The organism is Streptomyces sp. NPDC012466 (assembly GCF_042955215.1).
Classification (GTDB): Bacteria; Actinomycetota; Actinomycetes; order Streptomycetales; family Streptomycetaceae; genus Streptomyces.
This window is the reverse complement of the sequence record NZ_JBIBEQ010000002.1, coordinates 518,470-535,270: the sequence shown is the minus strand read 5'-3', so window position 1 is coordinate 535,270 and position 16,801 is coordinate 518,470. Positions and strand designations below refer to the sequence as shown.

General features: G+C 71.3%; 10 protein-coding genes. All 10 read left to right on the top strand.

Annotation, left to right across the window (positions count from 1 at the left end; translation table 11 throughout):
* Positions 1–12: 12 nt before the first annotated feature.
* The 10 genes from ACFY9E_RS09915 to ACFY9E_RS09870 all read left to right on the top strand — a co-directional run bounded on the left by ACFY9E_RS09915 (position 13) and on the right by ACFY9E_RS09870 (position 16,794).
* A complete protein-coding gene (locus ACFY9E_RS09915; RefSeq protein ID WP_390981166.1) occupies positions 13–795 on the top strand; it encodes a TIGR03936 family radical SAM-associated protein in 783 nt (260 codons plus the stop codon).
* Positions 796–1,055: 260 nt separating this feature from the next.
* Entirely contained in the window at positions 1,056–5,231 is a 4,176-nt protein-coding gene (locus ACFY9E_RS09910; RefSeq protein ID WP_390981164.1) for an Rne/Rng family ribonuclease, read from the top strand.
* A 266-nt stretch (positions 5,232–5,497) separates the two neighbouring features.
* Positions 5,498–5,818 carry a 50S ribosomal protein L21 gene (gene rplU, locus ACFY9E_RS09905; protein WP_031130898.1) on the top strand — a complete coding sequence of 107 codons (321 nt, stop codon included), beginning with the start codon at positions 5,498–5,500 and terminating at the stop codon, positions 5,816–5,818.
* 14 nt (positions 5,819–5,832) lie between these two features.
* A complete protein-coding gene (gene rpmA, locus ACFY9E_RS09900; protein WP_062926831.1) occupies positions 5,833–6,087 on the top strand; it encodes a 50S ribosomal protein L27 in 255 nt (84 codons plus the stop codon).
* A gap of 139 nt (positions 6,088–6,226) precedes the next feature.
* On the top strand, positions 6,227–7,663 hold the full coding sequence (gene obgE / locus ACFY9E_RS09895) for a GTPase ObgE (protein WP_352117215.1): 1,437 nt from the start codon (positions 6,227–6,229) through the stop codon (positions 7,661–7,663).
* A 150-nt stretch (positions 7,664–7,813) separates the two neighbouring features.
* Complete coding sequence (locus ACFY9E_RS09890; protein WP_390981162.1) at positions 7,814–9,295, top strand: FG-GAP-like repeat-containing protein; 1,482 nt, start codon at positions 7,814–7,816, stop codon at positions 9,293–9,295.
* 168 nt (positions 9,296–9,463) lie between these two features.
* Complete coding sequence (locus tag ACFY9E_RS09885) at positions 9,464–11,014, top strand: alkaline phosphatase D family protein (protein ID WP_390981160.1); 1,551 nt, start codon at positions 9,464–9,466, stop codon at positions 11,012–11,014.
* 592 nt (positions 11,015–11,606) lie between these two features.
* The gene (locus ACFY9E_RS09880) at positions 11,607–13,103 is read left to right on the top strand and encodes a D-ribitol-5-phosphate cytidylyltransferase (protein WP_390981158.1); all 1,497 of its coding nucleotides are present in this window, start codon (positions 11,607–11,609) and stop codon (positions 13,101–13,103) included.
* A 203-nt stretch (positions 13,104–13,306) separates the two neighbouring features.
* A complete protein-coding gene (locus ACFY9E_RS09875; RefSeq protein ID WP_390982038.1) occupies positions 13,307–15,385 on the top strand; it encodes a hypothetical protein in 2,079 nt (692 codons plus the stop codon).
* 251 nt (positions 15,386–15,636) lie between these two features.
* Entirely contained in the window at positions 15,637–16,794 is a 1,158-nt protein-coding gene (locus ACFY9E_RS09870; protein ID WP_390982035.1) for a glycosyltransferase, read from the top strand.
* The last annotated feature ends 7 nt before the right edge of the window (positions 16,795–16,801 follow it).

The window sequence follows — 16,801 nt, the reverse complement described above, 5'->3', positions numbered from 1 at the left end:
CCCGCACCCGCGGTGCAGCGCATCCGACTGCGCTACACCAAGCGCGGCCGCCTCCGGTTCACCAGCCACCGTGACTTCCAGCGCGCCTTCGAGCGTGCGTTGCGCCGTGCCGAGGTGCCGATGGCCTACTCGGCGGGCTTCACACCGCACCCGAAGGTCTCGTACGCCAATGCCGCACCCACCGGTACGGGCAGTGAGGCGGAATACCTGGAGATCGCGCTCACCGCGCCGCGCGACCCGGAGCAGCTCAGGGCCCTTCTCGACGAGTCGCTGCCCACCGGGCTCGACATCATCGAGGCGGTCGAGGCCCGCACCTCGGGACTCGCCGACCGGCTGACGGCTTCCGTCTGGGAGCTCCGGCTGGACGGAGTGCCGCAGGAGGAGGCCCGCCGGGCGGCGGACGCCTTCAACGCGGCCGAGACCGTCGAGGTCCAGCGCCTCGCCAAGAACGGCGTGCGCACGTTCGACGCCCGCTCCGCCGTCGCGAGCCTGGAGGTTCGCGGTCTCGAGGAAACGCACAGTTCGCAGGCTGATAGGCCGACCGACCAGCCCTGTGCGATACTGCGGCTGGTTGTTCGGCACGTGACGCCTGCCGTACGACCCGACGACGTCCTGTCCGGTCTTCGCGCCGTGGCCGACCTGGCGCCGCCGGTCCCCGCAGCGGTGACCAGGCTGGCGCAGGGGCTGTTCGATGAAGAGACCGGCACGGTGACCGACCCGCTCGCGCCCGACCGCGAGGCAGTCGAGGCCCTCACAACGGCCGAACCGACTGCCGCCGCGACGGCGCCGGCGTAAGGAAGGTCCCGCGAAGGGACGGACGTCGTAGCGCCGCCCTCGGACTCGGGAGCCACCTGGGTCGGGCAGCGCACCGACCAGAAGACTTTCGCCAGGCCGTGCGCATTCGGCGTACGGAACCGGCGAGACAGGACACAGAGAGCTCCCGTGCGGCGCCCGCGCCCCGGACGGCGGCGAACGCGCACTGCGCGCGCCGCGGACGTCACCGGCATCGCCGGGCCAGGCGCGGCGCCCGGGAGCCTGACGGGAGATAAACCCGCATGCTCGAACCGACCGAACCCACAGAGGGTTCCGAACAGAACACTCCGAGCGACACGCTGCCGCCGCGCCGACGGCGCCGTGCCGCGTCCCGCCCGGCGGGTCCGCCCGCCGGCGGGTCCTCCGACGCGCCGGCGGAGACCGTCGCGCCGGCCATACCGGCCGCTGATGCCGAGGAACTCGCGGCTGAGGCCGTGGAGGCCGACGAGGTCGAGGAAACCGTCGCCGAGACGCCCGAGGCCGCCGCACAGTCGCCCGAGGCCGTGGAGAGCGATGAGGACGCCGCGCCCGCCGGGCGCAAGCGGCGTCGCGCCGTGCGCCGCGCTTCCGCGCCGGTCGGCGCTCCGGCGGCCGCGGAGGCCGCCGAGACCGTGGTCCCGGTGACCGCCGGCACTCCCACCGACTCCGGGGCGACCGAGCCGGCCCAGGCCGCCGCGCCCGCCGAGGTGACCGAGGCCGCCGCCCCCAAGCGCACCCGGCGCCGTGCCACGCGCACCGTCACCTCGCCCGCCGCCACCGCGGCCGAGACGGTCGCGGCACCGGCCGAGACCCGAGCCCCGGAACCGGCGGTCGTGACCGACAGCGCCGCCGAGGGTGCCGAGGCCGTCGCAGCCGAGAGCGCCGAGGCCGTTGAAGAGGCTGCTCCGCGTCGGACTCGCCGGCGTGCCTCACGACGGGCGTCCGCGCCCGCCGGGGCGCCTTCCGCCGCGGACACGGTGGAGGGCAACGCCGAGGAGGCGAAGGCACCCGTGACCGAGCGTCCCGTCGCCGAGCCCGCCCGCGCGTCCGAGGCCACCGCCTCCGAGACCATCGCCTCCGAGACCCCCGCCGAGACCGCTCCCGCCGACGAGGCCGACGAGTCGGCCGAAGAGGCCGGTCCGCGTCGCCGTCGCCGAGTCGTGCGCCGGGCCGCCAGTGGCTTCGCCGAGCCCGCCCAGCCCGCCAAGGGCGCGAGGGCCTCCAAGGCCGCCGACCGGGCGACCGCGAGTGCGGCCGAAAGCGACAGCGACAGTGAGCCGTCGTCGCGTCCGAGGCGGCCCGCCGTCGCGCTGTTCCAGGCGCCCGTCTTCACCGAGCCCCAGTTCCAGACGCCGGAGCGGGCCGCCGCCGCGGCCGCCGCCGAGGCGGCGGGGGCGAGGGAGCCCGAGGAGATCGAGGAGATCGAGGAGTCCGCGCCGGCCGAGGCCCAGCGCGAGGAGCCGACCGGTGGTTCGCGTCGCCGTCGCCGGCGCCGGGGTGCCGGCGACGAGTCCGAGGCCCCGGCCCCCGAGACCACCGCCGTCGACACCGCCGCCGACGAGCCGGAGGACGCCGACGAGTCCGCCGAGGACCAGGCCGACGGCGACGACCAGGAGGACGAGTCCGAGGGCACCGGCTCGCGCCGCCGCCGTCGCCGGGGCGGTCGCCGCCGCCGGCGTGGCGAGTCGGCCGAGTCCGACGGCGAGGACGCCGAGTCCGAGCAGAGCGCCGCACAGGACCAGGACACCGAGGACGGCGCCGAGGAGGACGACGAGGACTCCGAGGACGCCACCGACCGTGACGAGTCCGGCGGGGGCGGCTCCAGCAGCAGCCGCCGTCGCCGTCGCCGCCGTCGCCGTGCCGGGGACTCCGGCGCCGACCCCGAGCCGTCCGACGACGACCCGGAGCGCACGGTCGTCAAGGTCCGCGAGCCCCGTCCCAAGGCCGAGCCGTCCGACGAGGTGCAGTCCATCAAGGGCTCGACCCGTCTGGAGGCCAAGAAGCAGCGCCGCCGCGAAGGCCGCGAGCAGGGCCGCCGGCGTGTGCCGATCATCACCGAGGCCGAATTCCTGGCCCGCCGCGAGGCCGTCGAGCGCGTGATGGTCGTGCGCCAGCACGGCGACCGCACGCAGATCGGCGTCCTCGAGGACGACGTGCTCGTCGAGCACTACGTCAACAAGGAGCAGTCGACCTCGTACGTCGGCAACGTCTACCTCGGCAAGGTGCAGAACGTGCTGCCGTCGATGGAGGCCGCCTTCATCGACATCGGCAAGGGCCGCAACGCCGTGCTGTACGCCGGTGAGGTCAACTTCGAGGCGCTGGGCATGGCCCACGGGCCGCGGCGCATCGAGTCCGCGCTCAAGTCCGGCCAGTCGGTGCTCGTCCAGGTGACGAAGGACCCGATCGGGCACAAGGGCGCCCGCCTGACCAGCCAGGTCTCCCTCCCGGGCCGCTACCTCGTGTACGTGCCCGAGGGCTCCATGACCGGCATCAGCCGCAAGCTGCCCGACACCGAGCGGGCCCGGCTGAAGACCATCCTCAAGAAGATCGTCCCCGAGGACGCGGGCGTCATCGTGCGCACCGCCGCCGAGGGCGCGAGCGAGGACGAGCTGCGCCGGGACGTCGAGCGGCTGCAGCAGCAGTGGGAGGAGATCCAGAAGAAGGCCAAGAACGGCAACGCTCCGACGCTGCTGTACGGCGAGCCGGACATGACCGTCCGGGTCGTGCGCGACATCTTCAACGAGGACTTCTCCAAGGTCGTCGTCAGCGGTGACGAGGCGTGGTCGACCATCCACGGCTACGTCTCGCACGTCGCGCCGGACCTCGCCGAGCGGCTGTCGAAGTGGACCTCCGAGGTCGACGTCTTCGCCACGTACCGGATCGACGAGCAGCTCGCCAAGGCCCTCGACCGCAAGGTCTGGCTGCCCAGCGGCGGCTCCCTGGTGATCGACCGGACCGAGGCGATGGTCGTCGTCGACGTCAACACCGGAAAGTTCACCGGTCAGGGCGGCAACCTCGAGGAGACCGTCACCAGGAACAACCTGGAGGCGGCCGAGGAGATCGTGCGCCAGCTGCGGCTGCGCGACCTCGGCGGCATCATCGTCATCGACTTCATCGACATGGTGCTGGAGTCCAACCGGGACCTGGTGCTGCGGCGTCTGCTGGAGTGCCTGGGCCGGGACCGTACGAAGCACCAGGTCGCCGAGGTGACCTCGCTGGGGCTCGTGCAGATGACCCGCAAGCGGGTCGGACAGGGCCTGCTGGAGTCCTTCTCCGAGACCTGCGTCCACTGCAACGGCCGCGGTGTCATCGTGCACATGGAGCAGCCGACGGCCCCCGGTGGCGGCGGCAAGCGCAAGAAGCGCGCGCGTGCCGGTGCCGCCGAGCAGCCGCACGTCCACGAGGCCGCCGTCGAGACCGCCGAGGAGGAGGCCGAGACCGAGGCCGAGATCGGAGCCGAGGTCGCCGAGCCGATGGCGCTGCCCGAACCGGTCTTCGAGCCCGACGAGGAGCTGTACAGCAGCGCCGCCGAGGCGGAGGCCGCGGCCGGCCGCGGGCGGACGCGACGCCGGGCGAGCCGGCGGGCGTCGGCTCCGGCGGGTTCCCCGCGCGGTGAGGCGGCGGAGCCGAAGGCCGAGCAGGGCAGGGACAAGGCCCGGCGCGGCAGGGGCAGGGCCGAGCAGGCCGAGGCCGAGGTGCCGACGGCTCAGGACGTGACCGCCGCGCAGGAGGTCGCCCGTCCGGTGCAGCCGGAGCCGGCCGCCGAGGCGCAGGCCGAGCCGATGGCCGTCGAGGACCCGGTGGTCGAGGCGGCGCAGGCCGCTCCGGCCGCTCCGGCCGAGGATGCCGCGCCCAAGGGCCGTACCCGGCGGCGGGCCACCCGCAAGGTGTCCGCTCCGGCCGGTTCTCCGGCGGGGGCCGAGGCGGCCGTGGTGACGGTCGCCGAGACCGCGCCCGCGGCGCCCGAGGCCGCCGAGGTGCCCGAGCCGGCCGGACAGCCCGAGCCGGCGGCCGAGGCGCCCGCCGAGAGCGCCGCCCCGGCCCGCCCGCGGCGTCGTGCCGTGCGCAAGCCCACGGTGTCCACCGCCTCCGAGGAGACGGCCGTCGTGGTGGTCCCGTCGGCCCCGTCGGAGGCCGCGTCCGAGGAGGTCGCTTCCGAGGCCCCGCAGGCCGCGCCGGACGGTGCCGTCACGGAGGAGGCCGCCGAGGAGTCGGCCCCCGCCAAGAAGACGGCCCGCAAGACGGCCAAGAAGGCAACGGCGAAGAAGGCCGCCACCACCAAGAAGACGGCGGCGAAGAAGACCGCCGCCAAGAAGACGACGGCCAAGAAGGCGGCCACCAAGACCGCCGCCAAGAAGGCCACGTCGAAGAAGACCGTGGCGGCGGAGCAGTCCGGGTCCTCCGGGTCCTCCGTCTCGGCCTCCACCGACGAGGGCTGACCGGCCTCGATGCCCCCGGGGCGTGCGCGAACCCCGCGCACGCCCCGGGGGCGCGACCGGCGTGACCGGTCGCACAGGTGGCGGGCCCGGCTCGGTTTGACCCCTTCGGCCGCGGCCCCGTAACCTTGACCGTCGGCGTGTCGACTGACACGTCACATCCCCGTAAACCTCATCCTCCGGGCGCCGGGCGCCCAGGAGAGGCCGCTCGCTGAGCGGGCGGCTGGCCTGCGGGGGTGCCGTTTCCCGAGCTAGAGAGTGAGTTCCGCGTGTACGCCATCGTGCGCAGCGGTGGTCGCCAGCACAAGGTTGCTGTCGGCGACATCGTTGAGGTTGACAAGATTTCCACTGCCAAGGTTGGCGACTCGGTCGAGCTCTCGACCCTGCTCGTTGTCGACGGCGACGCCGTGACCAGCGACCCGTGGGTGCTGGCCGGCATCAAGGTCCAGGCCGAGGTCGTGGACCACCACAAGGGCCAGAAGATCGACATTCTGCGCTACAAGAACAAGACCGGTTACCGCCGTCGCCAGGGCCACCGCCAGCAGTACACGGCGATCAAGGTCACTGAGATCCCCGCGGCTGCGAAGTAAGGGACTGAGGAGAAATGGCACACAAGAAGGGCGCATCGTCCACCCGGAACGGTCGCGACTCCAATGCCCAGCGGCTCGGCGTGAAGCGCTTCGGCGGTCAGGTCGTCAACGCGGGTGAGATCCTGGTCCGCCAGCGTGGCACCCACTTCCACCCCGGCTCCGGCGTCGGCCGTGGCGGCGACGACACGCTGTTCGCGCTCTCGGCGGGTGCGGTGCAGTTCGGCACCCACCGTGGCCGCAAGGTCGTGAACATCGTTCCGGTCGCCTGATCGGAAGCTTTCGCGAGGCGGACCTCACTTCCCTCACGGGAAGCGGGTCCGCCTTTCGCGTGTTAGGCAGACAAGAACCTCGTACGACTCGTACATCTATGACCTCGTACACATGCGTACGCACCTGGAGGCACACACCATGACCACCTTCGTGGACCGCGTCGAGCTGCATGTCGCCGCGGGTAGCGGAGGCCACGGCTGTGCCTCCGTCCACCGTGAGAAGTTCAAGCCCCTGGGCGGGCCGGACGGCGGCAACGGCGGACGCGGCGGGGACGTGATCCTCACCGTCGACCAGTCGGTCACCACGCTGCTCGACTACCACCACTCCCCGCACCGCAAGGCCACCAACGGCAAGCCCGGCGAGGGCGGCAACCGCTCCGGCAAGGACGGGCAGGACCTCGTCCTGCCGGTGCCGGACGGCACCGTCGTGCTGGACAAGGCGGGCAACGTCCTCGCGGACCTCGTCGGGCACGGCACGTCGTACGTCGCCGCACAGGGCGGCCGGGGCGGCCTCGGCAACGCGGCACTGGCCTCCGCGCGGCGCAAGGCGCCCGGGTTCGCGCTGCTCGGTGAGCCGGGAGACCTGCGGGACGTCGTCCTGGAGCTGAAGACCGTCGCCGACGTGGCGCTCGTCGGATATCCGAGTGCCGGCAAGTCGTCGCTGATCTCGGTGCTGAGCGCCGCCAAGCCGAAGATCGCCGACTACCCCTTCACCACCCTCGTGCCGAACCTCGGTGTCGTCACGGCCGGTTCGACGGTGTACACCATCGCCGACGTGCCCGGCCTCATCCCCGGCGCCAGCCAGGGCAAGGGCCTGGGGCTGGAGTTCCTGCGGCACGTGGAGCGCTGCAGTGTGCTCGTGCACGTCCTGGACACCGCGACGCTGGAGTCGGACCGCGATCCGGCCTCCGACCTCGACATCATCGAGGAGGAGCTGCGGCAGTACGGCGGGCTGGACAACCGGCCGCGGATCGTCGTCCTGAACAAGATCGACGTACCGGACGGCAAGGATCTGGCCGAGATGGTGCGACCCGACCTGGAGGCGCGCGGCTACCGCGTGTTCGAGGTGTCGGCCGTGGCGCACATGGGCCTGAAGGAGCTGTCGTACGCGCTCGCGGAGGTCGTGGCGCAGTCGCGGGCCGCGAAGCCGAAGGAAGAGGCCACCCGGATCGTGATCCGGCCCAAGGCCGTGGACGACACCGGCTTCACCGTGACGCAGGAAGCCGACGGCCTGTTCCGGGTCCGCGGTGAGAAGCCCGAACGCTGGGTGCGCCAGACGGACTTCAACAACGACGAGGCCGTCGGATACCTCGCGGACCGGCTCAACCGGCTCGGTGTCGAAGCGGAGCTGATGAAGGCCGGCGCCCGAGGCGGCGACGGCGTGGCCATCGGCCCCGAGGACAACGCAGTCGTCTTCGACTGGGAGCCGTCCGTGACGGCCGGGGCCGAGATGCTCGGCCGCCGCGGTGAGGACCACCGGCTCGAGGGGGAGCGGCCGGCCGCGCAGCGCCGCAAGGACCGGCAGGCCGAGCGGGACGAGGCCCAGCAGGAGTTCGACGACTTCGAGCCGTTCTGAGCGGTTTGAGTTAACGGAAAGCAAATGCGCAACGGACTTCGGTGCAACCAAGTCGTCCTCGGGTGAGTCGTACGGGGCGGGCGGAACGGATCTTGTTCCGTCCGCCTCGCAACTGCCCAGCGGATCACCGGAGTCCATGTGTCCCAGTCCATGAGCAAGCGCAGCCCCGGCCGAACGGCCCTGGTGGCTGCCGCCGTCGTCGCCGCCGTCATCACCCCGACGGCCGCGTACGCCGCCCCCGCCGCCGCGGCCCCCGCCGCCGAGCTCCATGACGACTTCAACGGAGACGGCTACCCCGACCTCGCGGTGGCCGCCCCGAGCGCGACGGTCGGCAGCAAGAAGGGCGCCGGCTACGTCGCTGTCGTCTACGGCTCCGAGAACGGGCTGAACGTCACGACGAGGCAGGTCCTCACCCAGAGCACGGCCGGTGTGCCCGGCAGCCCCGAGGCGGACGACGCGTTCGGCAGCGCGCTCACCACCGCCGACCTCGACCGCGACGGATTCGCCGACCTGGTCGTCGGTGTGGGCGGTGAGGACACCGCCGACGGCGGCGCCGAGTCGGGTCTGGTCGAGGTGCTGTGGGGCGGTTCGAAGGGGCTGACCGGTGGTGCCGCCCTGGCCACCGGGAAGGCGTACGACGGGCTCGGTGGGCAGGGACGGCTGGCCGTCGGGGACGTCGGCGGTGACGGCGCCGAGGACCTGGTGACCGTGGAGAACCAGTTCAACCTGCGGGTGCTGAACGGACCGTTCTCCCGGGACGGTTCCACGGGCCACGGCGAGCAGATCGTCCGGGACGAGTTCGACAGCCGCGTCCTCGACCTCGCCACCGGCGACCTCAACGGCGACGGGATCACCGATGTCGCCGCCACCGAGAACGACGGCGACGAGTACGACGCCCGCCGGGTCGTGACCTGGCTGGGAGGCAAGCAGGGACTCTCCCCGTACACCACCGTGCAGGGCGGCGACGGCTACCGGCTCCAGGGCGGAGAGAACCTCGACATCGGCGACATCGACCGGGACGGCTTCGACGACATCGTGGTCGGCCGGGCCGTCGACGGGCACGACAGCGACCTGGACACCCCCGCCGCCAAGGGCGGTCGGATCACCTGGATACCGGGCGGCGCCGAGGGAGCCGACGGCACCAAGGCCAGGCACCTCAACCAGGACAGCCCCGGTGTGCCCGGCTCCGCCGAGAAGGGCGACGGCTTCGGGACGGACGTCCGGGTCGCCGACGTCACCGGTGACGGCCACCCGGACGTGGTGACCGGCGTGCCCGGCGAGGACCTGGGCACGGTGTCCGGCGCGGGCGCCGTCGTCGTGCTGCGCGGCGGCGCGGACGGACTCACCGGCGCCGGCGCCCAGGTGGTCACGCAGGACACGCCCGACGTGCCGGGTGCCGCCGAGGCGGGCGACGCGTTCGGCAAGGCCGTGCACCTTGCGGACGCGAACGGGGACGGCCTGGCCGACCTGGCCGCCGGAGCACCGGGGGAGAACGGCGACGCCGGATTCGTGTGGTACTTCAGGTCCGGCCCCACGACGGTCGTGAGCCCCAACGCCACCACGGCCTTCGGCAACACACTCCTCGGCACGACCGCCACAGGCGCACGGCTCGGCACCGGCTTCGCTCACTGAGCACCTGTCAGACTCGCCCCAGCAACGGCTTGTTCCGGTGCTGGCGGCGAGTCTCTCTTTGTCTGCTTAGTTGTCATGTACGTGAACCCCGGCGTTCAGCGGGCGGACCGCCCGCGAGCGTGAAGCTTCCCCGTGTCCAAGTGGCCAGCGAGGTAAGGGAGTCAGCCGATGACCGGAGTAGTATCCCCCGACAGACGCCGCTTTCTGACCGCCGGTGCCGCGGTGCTCGGCGCGGCGGCCTCCGCCCAGCTGTGGCTGCCGGCCGCCGCCCACGCGGCCGAGACGCCGCTGCCCGACGGAGTGTTCAGCCTCGGCATCGCCTCCGGGGACCCGCTCCCGGACGGCATCGTGCTGTGGACCCGGCTCGCTCCCGACCCTCTCGCCGGCGGCGGCATGCCCGACCGGGTGGTGCCGGTGGAGTGGCAGCTCGCGGCGGATCCCCGGTTCAAGAAGGTCGTCCGCGCGGGAACCGCCCAGGCCCGGCCCGAGTACGGGCACAGCGTTCACGTGGACGTACGCGGGCTGCGCGCGGACCGTACGTACTGGTACCGCTTCCACACCAGCGGGCAGCTCTCGCCCGTGGGCCGCACCCGCACCGCACCCCACCCCCACAGCTCCGGCGGCTCCCTGCGCATGGCCCTCGCCTCCTGCCAGAACTGGCAGCACGGCTACTTCACGCCATACGCGGACATGCTCGACCAGGACCCGGACGTCGTGGTGTTCGTCGGCGACTACATCTACGAGTCCACGCCCTCGGCGACGGCCCTGCGGCGGCACGAGGGCACCGGCGAGCCGTTCAGCCTCGTCCAGTACCGCAACCGGTACGCCCAGTACCGCACCGACCCGGACCTCGCGGCGATGCACGCGAACGCGCCCTTCGTGGTCACCTTCGACGACCACGAGGTGGACAACGACTTCGCCGGCGAGATCCCGCAGGACCCGGACAAGCAGCCGCACGACGCGTTCGTGGCCCGGCTGACCGCGGCCTACCAGGCGTTCTACGAGCACATGCCGGTCCGTGCCACCGCCGTCCCGGACGGCCCGCACATCAGGATGTACCGCCGACTGGAGTTCGGCCGCCTGGCCCGGCTCAACGTGCTGGACACCCGCCAGTACCGCAGCGACCAGGCCACCAGCCAGACCGGCGCCCAGGACCCGTCGCTGACCATGCTCGGCGCACGGCAGAAGCAGTGGCTGCTGAACGGGCTCCAGGACTCGCCCGCCCGCTGGAACCTCATCGCCTCCCAGATCATGATGGCCGAGACGGACCTCCAGGTCGGCGAGGGCAAGCTCTGGTTCTACGACGCCTGGGACGGCTACCAGGCCGAACGCAACCGGTTCCTCCAGGAGTTCAGGCAGGTCCGCAACCCGGTGGTGCTCTCCGGCGACCGGCACCTGACGATGATCAGCGACCTCAAGGAGGACTACGCCGACCCGGGCTCCCGGGTCGTCGGCGCCGAGTTCGTCGGCACCTCCATCTCCAGCAACGGTGACCAGGACCAGGAGGCCTTCCGCAAGGAGTGGGACCCGCGGCGCCCGGACAACCCGCACTGGAAGCTGCTCGACGCACACCGCGGCTACCACCTCTTCGACGTGCGCCGCGACCGCATCGACGCGCAGGTCAGGGTGGTCGACACCGTCCGGCGGCCCACCGCGACCCCGAGCACGCTGGCCCGGCTGAGGGTCGAAGCCGGCCGTCCGGGCGTCGAGGTCGTCTGACCCCGCCCGCGAGACGCGTGAGCCCGGGACTCCCCGCAGTCCCGGGCTCTTCGCCGTCCCGGACTCCTCACCGTGCCGGGGGGACGCAGGAACCGTGTGAGAAGTCCGACCCGGCCTCGCGGCGTATTGCTCTCGCCGAGACCCAAATGCTGCGAAATCTTGACCGGGAATTCAGCGGCAATGAGCGGCCGGCCGGGCCGTATTCGCGGCCGGACCGATGAAGAACGCGTGCGGTCCCCCGTCCCGGGGCGTGAAGGTCCGCACATCGCGGCCCTCGTACCCGGCGCCGCGAGCGGCGGGCGTGGTGCGCGGGGCACCCCCAAAGCGCGTACCGTGCACGGGACATCGTCCAAGGAACCGGTGAGGGTCCTCGGTCACCGCCGTCCCGAGCGCCTCGGCTGTCGCTGAGCTTCTGTGCAGTTACTCACAGCGCATTTCCCGGGGCACGCACAGCACGTCTCGCCAATCACCAGGAGTGGGAGGTGAATGACAGGTTGCGCGCACATATGCGGCGGAGGTCGCTCACCTTGCATTGCGGTAACCACAAGTGGGACCATTTCGAGGTTCCCTGTCGCCCCAAGGTAGGTCACCTGTGTCCCAGCACATAGCCAAGCCCCGTACCACCGCAGTGATCCTGGCCGGTGGTACCGGTCAGCGGGTGGGTCTGTCGATCCCCAAGCAGCTGCTGAAGATCGCCGGCAAGGCAGTCATCGAGCACACGCTGGCCACCTTCGAGAACACCGACTCGATCGACGACATCATCGTGCTGATGGCGCCGGGTTACGTGCCCGACATCGAGAAGATCGTCGCGAAGGCCGGATTCCAGAAGGTCTCGAAGGTCATCGAGGGCGGCTCCACGAGGAACGAGACCACCGAGCGCGCCATCGCCGCGCTGGGCGAGGGCCTGGCCGAGGGCGAGGACGCCAACGTCCTCTTCCACGACGCCGTGCGCCCCCTGCTCTCGCAGCGCGTCATCGACGACTGCGTCGTCGCGCTGGAGCGCTACCAGGCCGTCGACGTGGCCATCCCGTCCGCGGACACCATCATCGTCACGCGCACGCACGGCGAGGACGGCGAGTTCATCACCGAGATCCCGGACCGCTCCCGGCTGCGCCGCGGCCAGACGCCGCAGGCCTTCAAGCTGTCCACGATCCGGCGGGCCTACGAGGTCGCCGCCGGCGACCCCAACTTCCAGGCCACCGACGACTGCTCGGTCGTGCTCAAGTACCTGCCGGACGTGCCGATCCACGTCGTCGCGGGTGACGAGTACAACATGAAGGTCACCCAGCCCGTCGACGTCTTCATCGCCGACAAGCTCTTCCAGCTCGCCTCCACGGCCGCGCCCGAGCAGGTCTCCGAGGAGGCCTACCGCGAGCTGCTGACCGGCAAGACCATGGTCGTCTTCGGCGGCAGCTACGGCATCGGCAAGGACATCGCCGAACTCGCCGAGTCCTACGGCGCCAAGGTCTACGCCCTCGGCCGCTCCACCACCGGCACCCACGTGGAGAACCCGGAAGAGGTCGACGACGCCCTGTCCAAGGCGTACGCCGAGACGGGCCGCATCGACTACGTGGTCAACACCGCCGGTGTGCTGCGCATAGGCAAGCTCGCGGAGACCGACAACGCCACCATCGAGGAGGCGCTGAAGGTCAACTACCTGGCCCCGGTGCAGATCGCCCGGTCCTCGTACAAGTACCTGTCCGAGACCAAGGGCCAGTTGCTGCTCTACACCTCCAGCAGCTACACCCGCGGCCGTGCCGAGTACAGCCTGTACTCCTCCACCAAGGCCGCCATGGTGAACCTCACCCAGGCCCTGTCCGACGAGTGGGCCGGCGACGGCGTGCGCGTCAACTGCATCAACCCCGAGCGCACCGCCACCCCGATGCGCACCAAGGCGTTCGGCCAGGAGCCGTCCGGCTCCCTGCTGTCCTCCGAGGCCGTGGCCCGCACCTCGCTCGACGTGCTGCTCTCCGAGCTGACCGGCCACGTCATCGACGTCCGCCAGCAGGACCCCACGGCCGGCGCGGCCCGTGCCTCCGGCTTCGAGCAGGCCCTGGCCTCGGTGCTGGACCGGCAGGACGGCGTGTAATAATTGGCGCCAAATAGACTTCAGTAATTCAGGCCTCTGCGCCCTTCTGTTAACGGCTTTCGTCGGCAGGAGTGTTCGCAGGGGCCTGAATCCATACAGTCCCGCGAATATTCACAGACCAGCCGCATTCTCGAACCAAGACCGGCACACCCCTCCCAAGAGCAGGTTTCTCCGTGATATCCACCGCTATTCGCGTCGCCCGGGTGGGCAGCGCGGCCGAGCTGGCCGCGGCGGTCCTCATGGTGGCGGGCTTCCCCGCCCTCATGCTGGCCGCGCTCGTCCCGAGCGTTCCCGCCTTCGCGGCAGCGGCCGCCGTGACGTACCTGGCGGACCACTATCTGCACCGCAAGGGCAGCTATCTGATCAACCGCCTCGGCAAGGTGCGGGCCGGCCTGTCGATCCGCTTCCTGATCCGGCAGCTGCTGCTCATCCTGCTGCTGGCCCGGCTGTCCCTCGCGGACAACCTGATCTACTACGGGGCGATCGCCTGCTTCATCGCCTTCTACGGTCTGCAGGCCCCGCACGGCGCGCTCGTCCAGCTGATCCGCAACCGCCGCCGCATGCCGGTCGCCACCCGCAACGTCGACCTGGCCTCCCGCATCCGCATCCCGGGCGCCCCGCCGCGCAAGCTGCTGCACCGCTCCGCCGAGAAGATGCTCCACCTCGACCTCGCGGCGGTCGTCGGCGTCCTGCTCGCCGCGCAGCTGAAGTCGGCCGTGATCGGCTTCATCGGCATCGGTGTCACGGTGGCCCTCGCCACCCTGTACGTCCTGACGCTCGTGCCGTACGTGCGCGGCCGGAGGATCCCCCCGAACGCCGAGAGGGTCCTGGCCGCCGTCGACGACTGGCTGGGCGAGTACAAGCCGGAGACGGTCCTGTACTTCTCCGGTTCGAAGGACTCCGCGTACCAGGTCAACATGTGGCTCGACACCATGGAGAAGCTGGACTCCAAGCCACTGATCATCCTGCGTGAGCGGGCCATCCTGAACAATCTGGCGCCCACCACGGTCCCCGTCATCTGCGTGCCCGGAGGGGTGCACCTGATGAACATGGACCTGTCCACGGTGCGGGTCGCGCTCTACGCGGCCAACGTCGGCAAGAACATCCACATGCTGCGCGTGCCCACCATCAAGCACGTCTTCATCGGCCACGGCGACAGCGACAAGCTCGCCAGCGTCAACCCGTACAGCAAGGTCTACGACGAGGTGTGGACGGCCGGCCGCGCGGGCCGCGACCGCTACGCCATCGCCGACGTCGGCGTCCGTGACGACGACATCGTCGAGGTCGGCCGCCCGCAGCTGGCCCCGATCCAGACCTGGCAGGGCGTCCCCGAGGGCCGCATCCCGACCGTGCTGTACGCCCCCACCTGGGAGGGCTGGGACGGCAACCCGGGCAACACCTCGATCGTGCTGGCCGGCGAGAACATCGTGGAGAAGCTGGTCGCGGCCGACCCGCCGGTCCGTGTCCTGTACAAGCCGCACCCCTTCACCGGCACGGTCAGCAAGGAGGCCGGCGCGGCCCACCGGCGGATCACCGCCCTGGTGCAGAAGGCCGCCGCGGAGCGCGCCATCAACCCGCGGTTCATCGCCGACACCGCCGCCCAGGCGCAGGCCAAGGCCGAGCTGGAGCGGATCGAGGCCCGGCTCGCGCAGCTGTCCGGCTCCGGCGGCGACCGTGGCGACGAGGCCGTGGCCACCCGTGACGGGCTGGTCGACGTCGCCCGGCACGAGGAGACCGCCCGGCTGCGCGCCGAGTGGAACGACGCCTACTGGCGCTCCTTCCCGTCCTGGGAGCACCGCGTCATCACCGGCGCCGAGCCGCGGCTGTACGACTGCTTCAACGTCTCCGACGCGATGGTCTCCGACATCTCCAGCGTGGTGTCCGACTTCATCGCGAGCGGCAAGCCGTACGCGGTCACGGACTCCGCCGAGGTGGGCGTCGAGGAGTTCAAGCGGAACAACACGGCGGTGCGTGCCGCGGTGATCCTGTCCAACAGCGCGTCCGAGCTGGGCGAGCTGCTCAGTGCGGTCCGCGCCCCGGAGGCCGACCCGCTGGCCGAGGACCGCAAGGAGCTCAAGCAGTACCTGCTGGGCCCGGACGAGCCGACCTCCCTGGAGCAGTTCAACACCGCCGTCGCGAACCTCGCGCTCAAGGCCGAGACGCGCAACGTCGGCCAGGCGTCGCGGGTGGCGGCCGCCGGTGCCGACGCCGCGCTGGCGAACGCCGTGCCGGGGCAGCGGGTGGCCGCCGCCGGTGACACGGACGGTGTCGGCACGGCCTGAACCACCGCCGCTGACCGAAGAGTTCGGCCCCGGGGAGAATCTCCTCGGGGCCGGACTCTTTTCTTTTCCGGCTCCCTGTGCGTTCTCCGTGTGAGGTGACTCACGAACATGCATGCGGGAGGCAACCGCTTGCCTCGATCACCCGTCTACCAAGTAGCGAATGAGGCGATACGGGGGGAATATCCCATTGACTAGGGGGAAACGTGACCGCGCAGCCTGATGTGAGTGTGATCATCGGCGCGTACGAAGCGATGCCGTATCTGATCGAGTGCCTCTCGTCCGTCGAGGCACAGACCATCGATCCGACACGCGTCGAGGTCATCGCGGTGGACGACGGTTCGACGGACGGGACAGGGGAGTACCTGGAGGAGTTCGCCGAGCGGGCTCCCATGCACGTTCTGGTGATCCGGCAGGAGAACTCCGGCGGCCCCAGCGGCCCGCGCAACGTCGGCCTGAGCAAGGCGAGCGGGCGTTACGTCTTCTTCCTCGACGCCGACGACCGGCTGGGCCCCGAGGCCCTGGAGCGCATGGTGGGCATGGCCGACCGTGCCGGAACGGACGTGGTGCTCGGCAAGGTCGAGGGCGTCAACCGCTCGGCGCCGAAGTCCATGTGGGGTGCGACGGTGGAGCGGACGGACGTCTTCTCCTCCAACATCAAGTTCACGCTCAGCGCGCAGAAGCTGTTCCGCCGCGAGCTGCTGGACCGGCACGGCATGCGCTTCGACGAGTCGCTGTTCACCGGCGAGGACGCGCTGTTCACCATGGAGGCGTACCTGCGCGCGGACGGCGTCTCCGTGGTCGCCGACCACACCTGCTACTACCTGGTCGGCCGGGACGACGGCAAGCACGTGACGAAGAGCGGCAGTTACACGCTGCGCTTCGACTCCGCGCGGGCCCTGATGGCCCTCATCGCCGACCTCGTCCCCGCGGGCGGCCGGCGTGACCAGTTGATGGTCCGGCCCTTCCTCATCACGCTGCTGCCGCAGTTCGGGCCCAAGTACCTGACGGACAGCGAGGAGATCCGCCGGCACAAGTTCGAGCTGGCCGAGCCGCTGATGGACACCTACTGGAGCGAGGGCGTCGCCCGGCGCCTCAAGGTCCACGAGCGGCTGCGGCTGCACCTGGTCGCCGAGCAGCGCCCCGACCTGCTGCTGGACGTCGTGAAGTTCGTCAAGGACAAGAAGCAGGCGGCGGCCCTCCTGGAGAGGAAGGGCCGCCGTGTCTACCTGGCCTACCCGCACTTCCGCGACCGCGCCGCCGGTGTGCCCGACTCGGTCTACCTCGCCGAGCCCCGGGAGGCCCGTGCCTTCCCGGGCTACCGCGAGGGCGGGGTCGAGACGTTCATGCGCCGGGCGGTGCGCAAGGCGCGGCGGGTGCTGACGTCCCGAGAGGTGCGGCACGCGGCGTGAGCGCGCG